12 protein-coding genes are annotated in these 13,275 nt (G+C 44.7%); 2 read left to right on the plus strand and 10 right to left on the minus strand.

Annotated features, from left to right (window positions below):
- Positions 1–104: 104 nt before the first annotated feature.
- The 4 genes from H70737_RS22995 to H70737_RS23010 form a co-directional block, all read right to left on the minus strand.
- A complete protein-coding gene (locus H70737_RS22995) occupies positions 105–1,355 on the minus strand; it encodes an anti-sigma factor family protein (RefSeq protein WP_042191029.1) in 1,251 nt (416 codons plus the stop codon).
- Positions 1,352–1,900: an RNA polymerase sigma factor gene (locus H70737_RS23000; protein ID WP_036677530.1), complete on the minus strand. Its 549-nt coding sequence runs from the start codon at positions 1,898–1,900 to the stop codon at positions 1,352–1,354. The genes H70737_RS22995 and H70737_RS23000 overlap by 4 nt, the downstream gene beginning before the upstream one ends.
- Positions 1,901–2,284: 384 nt before the next feature.
- Positions 2,285–2,521, minus strand: coding sequence for a hypothetical protein (locus H70737_RS23005; protein WP_042191032.1), 237 nt, complete (start codon positions 2,519–2,521; stop codon positions 2,285–2,287).
- A gap of 235 nt (positions 2,522–2,756) precedes the next feature.
- Positions 2,757–3,398, minus strand: coding sequence for a bifunctional 2-keto-4-hydroxyglutarate aldolase/2-keto-3-deoxy-6-phosphogluconate aldolase (locus H70737_RS23010; protein WP_042130419.1), 642 nt, complete (start codon positions 3,396–3,398; stop codon positions 2,757–2,759).
- Between the two features lie 345 nt (positions 3,399–3,743).
- On the opposite strand from H70737_RS23010, the gene H70737_RS23015 reads away from it, so the two are divergent.
- Complete coding sequence (locus H70737_RS23015) at positions 3,744–4,697, plus strand: sugar kinase (protein WP_042191033.1); 954 nt, start codon at positions 3,744–3,746, stop codon at positions 4,695–4,697.
- Between the two features lie 401 nt (positions 4,698–5,098).
- Here the strand turns inward: H70737_RS23015 and H70737_RS23020 are convergent, their stop codons facing one another.
- The 6 genes from H70737_RS23020 to H70737_RS29945 all read right to left on the minus strand — a co-directional run bounded on the left by H70737_RS23020 (position 5,099) and on the right by H70737_RS29945 (position 12,178).
- Positions 5,099–6,115 (minus strand): LacI family DNA-binding transcriptional regulator, encoded by a 1,017-nt coding sequence (locus H70737_RS23020; protein WP_042191036.1) that lies wholly within the window; start codon positions 6,113–6,115, stop codon positions 5,099–5,101.
- 73 nt (positions 6,116–6,188) lie between these two features.
- On the minus strand, positions 6,189–7,307 hold the full coding sequence (locus H70737_RS23025) for a hypothetical protein (RefSeq protein WP_042191037.1): 1,119 nt from the start codon (positions 7,305–7,307) through the stop codon (positions 6,189–6,191).
- Entirely contained in the window at positions 7,304–7,843 is a 540-nt protein-coding gene (locus tag H70737_RS23030) for an RNA polymerase sigma factor (RefSeq protein WP_042191039.1), read from the minus strand. Before H70737_RS23030 ends, H70737_RS23025 begins: the two co-directional genes overlap by 4 nt.
- Before the next feature lie 265 nt (positions 7,844–8,108).
- Positions 8,109–10,787, minus strand: a complete 2,679-nt coding sequence (locus H70737_RS23035) for a ComEC/Rec2 family competence protein (protein ID WP_052404391.1) — start codon at positions 10,785–10,787, stop codon at positions 8,109–8,111.
- Positions 10,788–10,905: 118 nt separating this feature from the next.
- Positions 10,906–11,424 (minus strand): deoxycytidylate deaminase, encoded by a 519-nt coding sequence (locus H70737_RS23040; protein ID WP_042191041.1) that lies wholly within the window; start codon positions 11,422–11,424, stop codon positions 10,906–10,908.
- 115 nt (positions 11,425–11,539) lie between these two features.
- Complete coding sequence (locus tag H70737_RS29945; RefSeq protein ID WP_052404392.1) at positions 11,540–12,178, minus strand: ComEA family DNA-binding protein; 639 nt, start codon at positions 12,176–12,178, stop codon at positions 11,540–11,542.
- A gap of 186 nt (positions 12,179–12,364) precedes the next feature.
- On the opposite strand from H70737_RS29945, the gene comER reads away from it, so the two are divergent.
- The gene (gene comER / locus H70737_RS23050) at positions 12,365–13,216 is read left to right on the plus strand and encodes a late competence protein ComER (RefSeq protein WP_042191043.1); all 852 of its coding nucleotides are present in this window, start codon (positions 12,365–12,367) and stop codon (positions 13,214–13,216) included.
- Positions 13,217–13,275 lie beyond the last annotated feature (59 nt).

The raw sequence follows: 13,275 nt of genomic DNA on the forward strand, positions 1-13,275 counted from the left end.
CCCATCCGACGGTCATACCGATGTTCTTCAAATCCTATACTTTCTAGTTCCTGTCCGGTTGCTATAGTATATTCTGAAACTTCGAAAAATGTTCCAGCCTCAATTTAATTTGTTGACGTTGAAGATGGAGTCTTCGATGGTGTCGCCCCAGGTGATGTAACCGGCGTTGAAGAAGCTGCTGCTTCCTGTACAGTGTACACCTTAGTGGTATTCACACCATCTTTCTCCGTCACATACGTGAACTGCGAGCTATCCGCCGACCATTCTCCAGAAATCCAATTCCCTACTAATGGATAAGAAGTCACTGCTATCCTATCGTCCACTGAACCTTCGGGTGAATTCTTATAAATAACAAGCTGTAATCCAGCAAACTCAACGGCATAATGCCCATCAGGGGAAGTCCAAGTCTGTACATTAGAATCATTAGAATCATTAGAAATGTTAAAACCCATAACGCCCATTCCGAAGTCATCAGAAGTCTTTAATGATTCCTCCGTAGGTGGCGCTGAATCAGCTGCGATCCTTTTATCTATAGAAGCAGGTTGATCCTTCTTATCCGCTTTGGGCTGATTATTACCGCCAGCACTAGTATCCGGAGTTTGAACTTTCGTTACAGTATCCGGCTTCGGCGTCATAATCTTCTCCGTAGGATTGGGCTTCACATTATTTGTTGGTTCTGGTATCGACCGTCCTCCAGATCCAGCATTAGTTTCTGTTGGAGAAGTCGGCATCGACGCAGGGTCTACCGGCCCCATCGCTCTATCTAATGCAGCGTTATCTTCATTCACATCAGGAGCAGCTGGTAGAGCCCCCGAATCCGTTCCGCTATTAGCAGGCGCAGCCTCATATGATTCAGCAGAAGTAGAGGTTTGCGATTCAATAGCCATATTATTAGCACTATCGCTGGTCGCTTTACTACTATCCTGCATCATTTGTTCTACCTCTGCCCCAGGCATTTTATCCGGCATATTAAAAATAGCGATCCCTAATATTACGGCAGCTGCGATAGCTCCAATGCCTGTCCGTGCTGCTATAGAGGTTCCCTTGGAAGGTTTACCACGGGAGCTTTCACGTGAAAATGGAACTACAACTGGTTCCTCGGTTCTCACAGCGCTTTGTTCACGGCTGCTTCGATCCAATTCTGCAAGCTGAGGTAAAATAGAGTCAACCAGACTAAACGGGGGTTTCACGTCTGGCAACTGCTCCAATTCTTTGGAGAGAAGTGTCAGCCGCTCAAAGACTTCCGCGCAGGAAGGACAATTATCGATATGACGGAACATCTCAACAATCTCATCTTGGCTCAAGTCTTGGTCTATATAGCGGTGCATCCATTCCATCACCTCCGCGCATTTCATCCCGATACACCACCTTTCTGGTACTCCTGAAGTCTATTCTGCAGCTGCTGTCTGGCCCTAAACAGATATGATTTCACTGTATTCAAAGGCAAATCCAGGCAGTCTGCAATCTCGTTGTAAGAAAAATCTTGTAAATAGCGCAGGACGATGACCGTCCGATGATGCTCGGGCAATTGATCAATCGCTTCACGTATATCCTCAGCTAAATAAGAGGATAGAACCTCACGTTCCACATTGTGTTTATCCTGAAACACCATTTCATGCTCATCAATAGAAACTGTAGGTTTAGTTCTTCTGAATTTATCAATGCAAATATTGGTAACGATTCGCTGAACCCACGTTTTGAACTGGGCCTTTTCCTCATATGAACCGATTTTGGTATAAACCCGGATCAAGGCCTCCTGAGATGCATCCAGCGCATCTTGTTCATTATGCAAAATGTAGAAGGCGGTTTTATATACATGCCCTTCAATTTCTCGCAATAGGGTGATTAGAGCGTCGCGATCGCCCGCTTGAGCGGCTCTGATGAGTCCCTGCTCCACCACGAAGGTTCCCCCTCTCTATGCAATCTTACTGACGCGCAAGACTGCGAATTTGTTGCAACCCTGTAATTAATATTTTTAGAATACCAAACTTTTCTTAGAACGTCATGTTAAGCCATCTTTTATAAAGTGCTATCGCACATTTCATAGCATTTCGCAGCCAATAATTCCTACTAAGCATACAGGGGAAACTTCAATCATTCAAATACTCTTTTGAATAACTTTATAACAAAAATGACACAAGTATAAACGCCTTCGGCATCCCAATAAGGCCGGCAAGCGTTTAGGTAAGAAATATCTCCCATTTCCAAAAGAAACGGCTTATCCTCCTGTCGGAAAAGAAGCCGTCAGTAAACAAGAAATAACCTTAGAATCGAGCACATAACTCTATTTATATAACACAATCTTGCAGAGCATGAACACTGCGTAGTTGTCCCTAGTTTCATCATCCACAACATACGCCTCTCCATTCTCAAAAATATGAGGGTTATTGTAATTCCTCTCTAATCTATAGATCTGGCCTTCCGTCACCTTACAACCATGGAATGCCGACGCAATTTCTACGTATTCCGCATCCTCTTCATCAGCTGCAAGATACAGCTTTTTATCATGATAAGCAGGCATATACTCACTCCCGGTCCGATAATAAACCATTCCAATTCGTAGACGTCAGTCAAACATCATAACTCTTCTACTTTATAGTTTATTGCCTTTGTCCTCATTCTATACTTTATGAAAACATATAATGTAAGAAAATCTGAATGTCGGAAAATATGTATATAAAAAAGGTTGTACGGCTGACATGCGTCAGCTATACAACCTTCAATAAATCTATCTATTCGAATTAAGAAAAACAGAATTAAATACCTTTTACCTCTTTAAATTTTGCCACATACTGAGCCGCAAGATCGGTAATCTGATCGTATCGACCATCCTTCGCAGGTGCAGTCAAATTACCCCCGATTCCTACTGCTATACAGCCGTTGGCAATCCATTTTTCCATATTATTCAGATCCACGCCACCTGTTGGCATAATGTTCACATGCGGCATAGGGCCTTTAACCGCTTTCACATAATCCGGACCAAACGCACTGCCAGGGAACAACTTCAGCACATCCACACCAAACTTCAATGCTTCCTTCATTTCATTTAATGTCATGCAGCCAGGCATGTACGGAATACCATAAAGATTACACATTTTAGCTGTCTCTGCTTCAAAAGAGGGACTGACCACAAATTCCGAGCCTGCAAGAATGGCTATTCTCGCCGTTAATGGATCAAGTACAGTTCCTGCTCCAATCACTGCGCGATCTCCGTACTCCGCTACCAATCGTTTAATCGCCACATCCGCATCCGGAGTAGTAAAAGTTACCTCAATATTATTCAAACCGCCTTCGATACAAGCAACGGACATTTTAAAAGCTTCCTCAGCACTATCAGCACGAATAACGGCTACAACTCCAACGGACGCCACATTCTGCAATACTTTCATTTTCTTCATCAGTAGACTCCCTTTCTCTTGGTACGATCATAGATGAATATGAAATACTAATTTAGATAAACTTTTTTATTAAATTTACTAATTAAAACGATATAATCTATAATCAGATAGTAATAACAATACGTTTAACAGTCAATACATTTTTATGGTTATAGAGATTTTAATTTATCAAAATGACCAAAAAACCATTGTTTTATAAGGATTTCCCTGTCATTTGTTTTCTTTTATCCAAAATACCTTTCGGATTAAAAATCATTCTTTTATTGTACAAAACCGATTTATGTGATAATTTCAAATTATACATCATTATACTGGGATAAATTCATTACCCTAGGAGGAACTCAAATGAGTAAACAGTTGGATGCCGTCACTTTCGGGGAGCCGATGGCGATGTTTTATGCGAATGAAACGGGTCCCCTGCATGAAGTATTTTCGTTCTCCAAAGCGTTGGCAGGTGCCGAGAGCAATGTAGCTACAGGCTTATCGCGCTTAAATCATCCTACAGGTTATGTTACGAAGCTTGGTGAAGATAACTTTGGTCATTTCATTGCTCAAGCAATGAAGAAAGAGAACATTGATACTACCAACATTACTTTTACTAAAGAAAATTCAACGGGTATGTTAATCAAATCAAAGGTTGTTACAGGCGATCCTAAAGTCGAATACTTCCGCAAAAATTCCGCGGCCTCCAAGCTTAGCCTGATTGATTTTGACGAGGCATACTTTAATGCTGCAGGACATTTACACGTAACAAGTATCTCCGCCGCCTTATCCAAGAGCTGTCATGAATTCTCTGTTCATGCTATGGAGTTTATGAAGCGACAAGGAAAGACGGTCTCCCTCGATCCAAATCTGCGCCCTAGCTTATGGCCGGATACAGAAACGATGGTGAAGACGATCAATGATCTGGCTACACGCTGTGATTGGTTCCTTCCAGGACTCGGTGAAGGCAAGATTCTTACAGGTCTTAGTACGCCAGAAGAGATTGCGGACTATTATCTGGCGCCTTCAGGTCCGAGCTTAATCGTCATCAAGCTCGGACCTGAAGGCGCTTACTATAAATCCGCTGAAGGAGAAGGTTATGTAGACGGGTTTAAGGTAGAGCAGGTCGTTGATACCGTAGGTGCAGGTGATGGTTTTGCCGTTGGTGTAATCAGTGCGATGCTGGAAAAGCTTCCGATTGCTGAGGCCGTCAAACGTGGCAATGCGATCGGTGCGTTAGCCGTTATGTCGCCTGGCGATATGGATGGACTTCCGACCCGTGAGGAGCTTGCGAAGTTTATGCAGCAGGAGGTTTAAGCACATAGATTTGAGTCAGCTTTCGCAACATAATCTCAGTAAACTTCTGTAATTCTCATAAATAGCTGAATACAACCAAATCTACACAACATAGCTGTACTCTATACAACTATATCGAGTCAAAATCGTTTTTTCTCGGCTTTAATTGCACTTTATACATTTAAAAACCAGGTGAACATCGCTGTCAGCAATTTCCCGCAGAAATAACTGCACAAAATACAATTAAACTCTCAATCCAGGAAGCACAAACTAAAATAGTTGCAGAAAGTACAATTAACCACAAGATGAAACAACAACGTTACAGCCTTATAGTCTAGCAGCTCTGGAGTTTTATTATTAAAAAATGCCGTCTCACAGTTGAACTGTGGAACGGCATTTCTTTGTATTTTTATAGCCTGTACTTATTTATAAGACCTCACAGACTGCCCTTGTTGCAAGGTCGGCGGAAAACGATAAGTGATAGGAACAGAAGCGCCCTTATCCTCGATACAAGAGAGTATAATCTTAGCAGCTTGCATGCCCATTTCGTAAGCAGGCTGACGAATTGTTGTAATGACCGGATTATAAATTTGCGCGAACTCCGCATCATCTATACCGATGACAGACAATTGTTCCGGAATAGCGATGGCATTTCGATTCGCATATTTCAAAATCTCCGCTAGCGTGATATCGTTCGTAGCCAATAACGCTGTCGGAGGTTCCGGCAACGCTAAAAGGCGCTTCAGTCCTGCAGCTAATTCTTCTTTTGGCACACTACAAATATACTCCTCACGCAGCGTTAGGTCCGCTTCTTCCATTGCTTTTTTATAACCACTGATCCGCTCTTTACGAGGGGTAATCGCATGCTCCCCTAGCGGCAGGGTGACCAGAGCAATTCGCTCATGGCCTTGCTGTGTAAGCTGTCCCACACCTATCTTGGCCGCCATTTCATTGTCGAGCAGCAAACTCTGCGTAGTGATTCCATCTACCAGACGATCCATAAACACTAACGGAAAATCCGCCTCTATTAGTCGGCTGTATGCAGATGGATTGTTCCCCGTCGGAAAAATAATCAAACCGTCCACCTGGCGGGCAACTAAGGTTTCGACGTACTTGCTTTCTTTATCCGCATTCTCATCGGCATTGCATATGATTACTTGGATTCCGTGTTGCTGCAGCTCGTTCTCGATCGCCCGGATACATTGAATAGACAGCGAATAATCGATATTAGCAACGATGATTCCGACCATATGCGTCCGATTCTGTTTCAGACTGCGCGCAAGTCCATTCGGTTGATAATTGAGCTCCTCAATCACAGCCTCGATCCGGTTTTTCGTCGCTTCACTCATATATTTAAAACGTTTGTTCAAAAATTGGGAGACCGTACTCTTCGACACTCCCGCTTTTTGAGCCACATCATCAATTGTTAACTTCTTCATCACTTCGGCTCCACTCTTCTCAAAAGAAAATTACTTTATCAAAAAGTATAGCTTTTATTGGGTGAATTATCTACTAAGGAGTATTGTTCATAAAATCCATATAAAGCTTATTTTGTTGCTCTTCCGATAAAAAAGCCCAATTCTCATCCAGCCACCCCAATCCAGCTTTCATAAGAATATCCGCTTTACGTTGTTCCCCGCCCACTTTATAATCCATGATTAGTGTTTCTCCCTTAATCTCTTTAAACCCAATTGCTATAGCAGATGTTGGAATGCTCATGGTCTCCATATCATAAAGTACGGTTTTCTCTTTGTATTTTTTATCCCCTGCATATTCTAAGTAACTAAGTACGAGCTGCTCATGCTCCTTATCAACAGCAATGATTGACTTGTAATCTAATAGTGTATCATCAAAGGATTTAAGCGTGATCGGTGCCACAGTTTCCCCTGCCGCTGCTTTTTTAACATTAAGCATTGAAAATTCACCATCCTCATACATACCTACACCAAGAGTCTTTTTGTAAGAAGTTAACAGGACATAATCTCCCGCCCCAAAAACCCCACTCAAATATTGATAAGTACTTGCCCCTCCCGCATAAAGAGGAAAAGTATATATCCTAGTAGCCGAAGAAGCCGATAGCTCCGTCTGGTCCTTCGAGCTCAAGTAAAGGGTGAACGGCTCTGTAGGATGTGTGTACTTTGGCTTCTTGTAGTCAACCATCGGGGGCGGCGGCGACCAGAGGATTCCCGCTGTTGTCTCAACGGCATATGCTTTGCTCTTATCTCTGCTCATTGGTAAAGGCATGTAATATTTCTTACCACTAATCTCAAACTCTGCTGGACTTGTCGGAGGCTCTGACGCTTTGTCATTAGTAACAGGAGTAGAAGAAGGTAGTATCGCTGCGGCTTGTGACTGCACCGATGAAGATTGGACTGGACCCTGACTCTTCCATGCGCCTATAGGCAAGTTAAGTGCACCTATCAACAAAATCATAGCCACACTGATCAGTAGCAAACTTTTGTTTATTCGATAACGTCTGTGATTTTTATTTTTAAGCGTAGCAGCCTGTTCGATCTGAATCATCAGCTCAGGTGTAAAGCCATCTTCAATAAAAGGTTTTTTGCCTGCTTGCGCATACCAATCATTCTGTCCGATCATCACCGGGTTACTGTCATCAGCTTTGCCTCTCATTCTCTCTCCTCCTTCTGGATGGCTTGCTTAACCTTCTCCCTCGCTCGCGCGAGTCGAGATTTCACAGTCCCCTGAGCTATATTCAGCAAATCAGACATTTCGGCAATCGATAGTCCATGCTGAATATCCAGTACAAGCACCTCTCTGTTCTTATCTGGTAGGTTCATAATCATTTCCCAGATTCGGTTCGCATACTGATTTCCGAGCGCTTCTCTTTCCGCAGACGGAGCATTTACAGTAACAGGTTGATCTCCAAATGGTATGAATCTGCGCCAAAAGCTATTTTTACTCCAACTAAAGGCTGTATTTCTAGTAATCGTGAGTAGCCAAGTTTTCATCGACGATTGTCCCCGGTACTTCCCCACATTTTTATATGCCTTCAAAAACACTTCTTGGCTAATATCATTCGCTTGCTCACGGCTTCTAGTTAAGAAAAAAGCATAATTCCACACATCCGATCCATACTCCTCCATCATTTCCCGCAAGGTCATTTCGGACGCATACGCTTCTGCATATGGCATATCTTCGCTTAGCATGTTTCGTCTCACCCCTTGCCTAATAAGACTTTCCAAACTTGAAAAAGTTCCCTTTAAAATAAATAATTAGGTCATATATTACATAACAGCATAATCTCTATATCTGTCTTTTAAAAAGCACCACCGATGAACGCTTAAACGTCATCAGTGGTGCTCGCATGTCGGATTGGGGAGAGCTGAATATATCTAGAGATATAGGCGTTTCCCCTCATTTTGAGTGTACAAAGTGCAACAAAATGAAGATCCAGCTATCTTGGATTGCGTTCTATTGCACAAAATGCAATGCCTCCACCAACTTATATCGCACTTCAACCCCCTCCGCCCGCACCCGCATCTGTACCTCCCCCTGCTGATCCGTCCGGAATATAGATGCTTGGTTATCTCGCAATCGCTCCAACACCTCAGCTTTCGGGTGACCATACAGATTATTGACACCCGCAGAAATCACCGCTGCTGCAGGCTGCCAGAAGTCAAGCCAAGCTTCGCCAGAGGATGTCTTGCTCCCATGATGAGCCACCTTCAGCACATCAATGAAAGGTCCAGCGCTGATCCCCTTTTGCTTGGCCTGCTCTACAATCTCCTCCTCGGCTTCCAGATCCATATCTCCGGTGAATAGAAAGTTTCTACCATTCATCTCTAAGCGAAAAGCTACCGAATCATGGTTCTGGTCTTCCAGTAGAGGAATGCCATTCTGATAAGGAGTACCCGACGCTTCTCCACCCCTTCCCTCCGGCCATAAAAAGGACAGCTCCGTCTGATCATCCGGGGAAAGGGTCATTCCTTGATGCACAGCATACAACTGAACATCCCTCTCTAGTGCAGTCCTCATCATCCCCAAATAAAACTCGCGATCAACTAACGTTCCATTAAAAAGCAACGCCGAAACCGGAATCTCTTCCAACACGGCTTGGAGTCCTCCGGCATGATCCTGATCTCCATGTGTCAAAATAATCGCATCTAAACGGTGGATACCACGTTTTTTCAGCAGAGGCACCAGCACTTTAGCGCCAACCTCGAACGGACTTCGGCGAACGCGCCACTCTTCTTTTTGACCAAAGTTTAAGGTTCCACCACCGTCCACTAGAATATGTGCTCCGCTCGGTGTAGTGATGAGGATGCTGTCGCCTTGTCCAATATCCAGATAACTAATTGTACCTCTACCAGCTTGACCATCCGACTGATAACCCCTATACAGCAACATCCCCAGTCCAACCGCCAATAGTAGAACAATCGCTCCGCTCCAGCGTCCAACCTTAGAAGCACCAACAGCAAGCTGTGCATTCCCCACTCTCCCAAACCCACCGTGACTGTTCACAGATAAACCAGCCTCCGCTAAAGGTCTCGTCTCATCCTCCATATATTGAGGTGCAGAACGAGCTTCCTTTCCTAGCTTGGCAACATACAGCAGACCATACAACAAAACATAGTACACACCGATCCACAGCAGTGAAGGCGAGCCCCAAATCAGTACTCCACCGGTAAATTTGTTGATCCATTCCACTGCGTAGAAAGTAAAGTTATTCAGCAGCTCCGTAACATGCGCCAGTACGTTTGCAGCATCTTCCCACAGTCGTCCAAGCAGTAGCGCAAACGTCCCTAGCGGCAATACTACAAAGGTAATAAAAGGTACAAAGACCAAATTGGCGACAAAGGACAGTAGCGAAAACTGATTAAAATAATAAATCGTGAGCGGGAAAGAAACTAATTGGGCCACTAACGTCACAGAGACCGCACCTTTAAGCCAGCGTGGCAGTATGCTCAAAAGAGGATTCATAAGCGGAACGTAGACCATCAAACCCAGGGTCACCAGAAAAGACAACTGGAAGCTGACACTGAGCAGCATATAAGGATTCCAGATCAACATAACCAGTGCCGATGCCGCCAAAATATTAAGTCCATCCTTCAACATTCCAACTCTTGCAGCGAGCAAGGCAATCATACTCATCAGCCCCGCACGCACAATGGACGGACCCGCACCAGACAAGAGGACGTATACCGGAACGAGTAAGAAAGTGAGCGTTAGTGCGGTCTCTTTTGTCAGGCGAAAGCGTCTGAACAGAAATAAAAGAACGCCTACATACACCGCTACATGCATACCTGAAATAGCGAGAATATGCGTCAAACCGAGCTGGGAGAACTGCTTAAAGGTATCCGGATCGAGATCATCCTGCATCCCAATGATTAAGCCCTTCATGTACCCAGAGTGGCGTCCTTGAAAAAGATGGTCCAACTCAGCACCAAGGGCCGTTCGCGCGCTGTCATTTAAGCGAAGAATCGTTAACGGACTCCATGAATCTGGCACGGTTACCCTTATATTTTCCGCTCCCTGCCCCTTTAATAGCCAATGAATCTTCTTCGTATGTAAATAGGTACGATAATCGAAGCCTCCAAAATTACGCGCTACTGCCGGCTCTTCCAGCACGCCATTAAGCAGCACCTCATCCCCTCTTCGCCACTCCGCAGCGACAGCAATTTCTTGCTCAGCCAGAAGTTTGATCTGAACTGCGATTAACTCCCCTTGCATCTTGCTATCCTGTCCATCCAATGGATCAGATGAATAATCATCTCCGTCTACAAGCAGGTTCATATGTGAGAGCTTCATTATAAAATCAACCCGATCCCCATCCCGTTCCACGACGGAAACGATCGTGCCTCTAGCTTCCACGGGACTCCCATTCAGCTCTGCAATCGTGCTACCCAGCGCTTCAGGAATTCCGCTAATATTGCGAGCTTCGTTCCACTCCCAATATCCAGCCGCTAAAGAAATGGATAAACACAACACGGCTATGTATTTCCAACTTACTGTTCCCCACACCCTCAGACTCACCAGTAAAAGTATTAATCCAGCCCATGCTAACAGCAGTCCGTTCCCTGAGCTTAAGCAAGCCGCTGCGCTTCCAGCCACCCAACATACTGTAAAGCTTAACAAGGGTCTTTCCTTCACGCGCCCATCCCCCTTTCACAATACTGGATACAAAAAAAAGAACCTCTACATACGCCATAAAAGCGCACGAGAGGTTCTTCCTCAAGTCATCTTATTAAATTAGTGTTGTACAGATCAGCTACTCTGACACTTTGATCATCGTTTCACTTGGCGGCTCATAGTTCTCCAATTGACGAAATATGATACCCTTGGCAGCCATCATCGCTTCAACCTTTTCCATATCCTTACGGTAAGGTCGGTAATACACGATTTCCACGATACCACTGTTCGCCAGCATATTGGCGCAGGTCCAGCAAGGCTCATCTGTCACATAGACGGTACTGCCTTCCCGATCGATTCGGTCTGTAAATAGCAAAAGATTCTGTTCCGCATGAATCGTGCGAATACAGCGCTGTTTCTTCACCATTGTCTCTACGCCATCCACGATTTCCATTTCATATTGCTCCGAGAGCATACAGCCTGCCTCTGAACAATCAGGTACGCCCATTGGCGCCCCGTTGTACGCTGTTCCTAGCAACTTCTTGCCTTGTACCAGCACAGCACCCACATGTCGGCGATTACAGCGTGAACGAGTTGAGACCATGCAGGCAATGTCCATGAAGTAAGTATCCCAGTCTTTACGATAAGCAGCAGTCATAATTAATCTCCATATCCTTCTAAATAGTTGTTAACTATTGTAGCACATCCCCGCAAGTATTCACTAGGACAACGGTTGTAGCACATTCAACAGTACCTTCAATACCCTTTTATCTTCAAAATATTACTAAAGGCTTTAGCTTTTCCAGCATTTTGGGCCCGATCCCCTTCACCTTCCCCAAATCTGACAGACTACGAAAAGCCCCTTCACGGTTGCGATACTCGATTATAGTCTGGGCCTTCTTCTCTCCGATGCCCGGGAGATCCATCAGCTCCTTAGCACCCGCAGTGTTCACATTTATTTTACCTTCCTGTGAAGCGACTGACGTGGTAACCTCAAGCGCCTCCAAAGCATTCTCTCCAGTAACTGTTGTCGCTTTTTCATCTACTGGAGTCGGGACAGTATGTTCTACTTGTGCAGTATCCTTCACCTTCTGAGCAGGATCAGACTTATCACTAACTTCAGCCTTTCCAGCACTATCATTTTTCCCAGAAGCATCAGTCTTCCCAGTAGCTTCGGCTCCCACTGTAACTTTCCCAGCACTTTGCTTATCTACCTTCGTCTGCTGGCCTCCCACTTTGCCCTCTGTAGCCGAAGCTTCACCTGGCTCAGCGACTCCAATCGCCTGTTCCATGCTTGCATTCAAGGTTTCCCATCCGGCAATGCCGGAATCCCCCTTGCTCCCTGCAGACCATAGCAACCCACCACCCAGTAGAGCTACAACCACTCCGAGCACTATATTCCCTTTATTCAAAATGCGCTCCCCCTCACGAAAATTCGTCCTATACTTTTTTGTGAATCTTCATACATTCCTTTAATTGGAATTCCCTTTAATAATTCATACAAAACCTGTCATTTGTCCAAGGCTATCCTGCATACATATAACGAAGAGAATTCATGTCAGTTAGTAAAAAGCAATGCTAGAAAGGAGGAACCACAGGTGAAAGTAGGATTTATCGGAACAGGCAGCATGGGCAGCCTGCTGATCGACGCCTTTCTTTCTTCCGGAGCGCTAGAACCGTGTGATGTGCTTGCCAGCAACCGCAGCCTGAATAAGCTGCTGGAGCTTGAGAAGCGTCACCCCGGCATTTCCATTTGCGGAAGCAATAGGGAGACAGCGTTAGGAAGTGATATCGTTTTTTTATGCGTAAAGCCACTTGAATTTAAAACATTAACAGATGAGATCGGCTCATGTCTCCGGAGTGAGCAAATTGTCGTATCCATTACAAGTCCAGTTCAATTGCATCATCTGGAATCCGCTTTGCCGTCCAAAATTGCCAAGATCATCCCAAGCATTACGCACTGCGTCAAGAGTGGGACTTCACTGTGCATATTTGGCAGCAGGCTTAATAAAGAAGACAGGCTTGTACTGCTACAGCTATTGTCTTTCATAGGTGTTCCCTTAGAAATCCAAGAAGCACATACCCGAATCGCTTCTGATTTCTCCAGCTGTGGACCTGCGTTCTTAAGCTATTTCATTGAGCGCTGGATAGAAGCAGCCGTTGAGGCCACTGGAATTGAAGAGACATTAATCAGCCGACTCGCTGGTGAAATGCTGCTTGGAACAGGCAAATTACTGACAGAAGGGGAGTTTACCCCGCAAGAGCTTCAAGAACGGGTCGCTGTTCGCGGTGGCATTACTGCAGAAGCGTTAAGCCACTTACGTACCAGTCTAGATGGTGTATTTGAACGCCTCATCACGACAACGCATGATAAATATGATGAGGATGTTATTAAGCTTGATGAGCTATTCGGACACGACACTATTAATCAGGGTCCTAAAGAACGTTAGAACAACAAAGCCCGCAGCACGGATTTCTCCGATGCTGCGGGCAGAATTGCGTTCTTCGC

The organism is Paenibacillus sp. FSL H7-0737 (assembly GCF_000758545.1).
Lineage (GTDB): Bacteria > Bacillota > Bacilli > Paenibacillales > Paenibacillaceae > Paenibacillus_AQ.

Bases quoted from the DNA above. Each gene is read 5' to 3' on its own strand.
- H70737_RS22995 (WP_042191029.1), bottom strand. From the start codon at position 1,355: ATGAAATGCGCGGAGGTGATGGAATGGATGCACCGCTATATAGACCAA.
- H70737_RS23005 (WP_042191032.1), bottom strand. From the start codon at position 2,521: ATGCCTGCTTATCATGATAAAAAGCTGTATCTTGCAGCTGATGAAGAG.
- H70737_RS23010 (WP_042130419.1), bottom strand. From the start codon at position 3,398: ATGAAGAAAATGAAAGTATTGCAGAATGTGGCGTCCGTTGGAGTTGTA.
- H70737_RS23015 (WP_042191033.1), top strand. From the start codon at position 3,744: ATGAGTAAACAGTTGGATGCCGTCACTTTCGGGGAGCCGATGGCGATG.
- H70737_RS23020 (WP_042191036.1), bottom strand. From the start codon at position 6,115: ATGAAGAAGTTAACAATTGATGATGTGGCTCAAAAAGCGGGAGTGTCG.
- H70737_RS23025 (WP_042191037.1), bottom strand. From the start codon at position 7,307: ATGAGAGGCAAAGCTGATGACAGTAACCCGGTGATGATCGGACAGAAT.
- H70737_RS23030 (WP_042191039.1), bottom strand. From the start codon at position 7,843: ATGCTAAGCGAAGATATGCCATATGCAGAAGCGTATGCGTCCGAAATG.
- H70737_RS23040 (WP_042191041.1), bottom strand. From the start codon at position 11,424: ATGACTGCTGCTTATCGTAAAGACTGGGATACTTACTTCATGGACATT.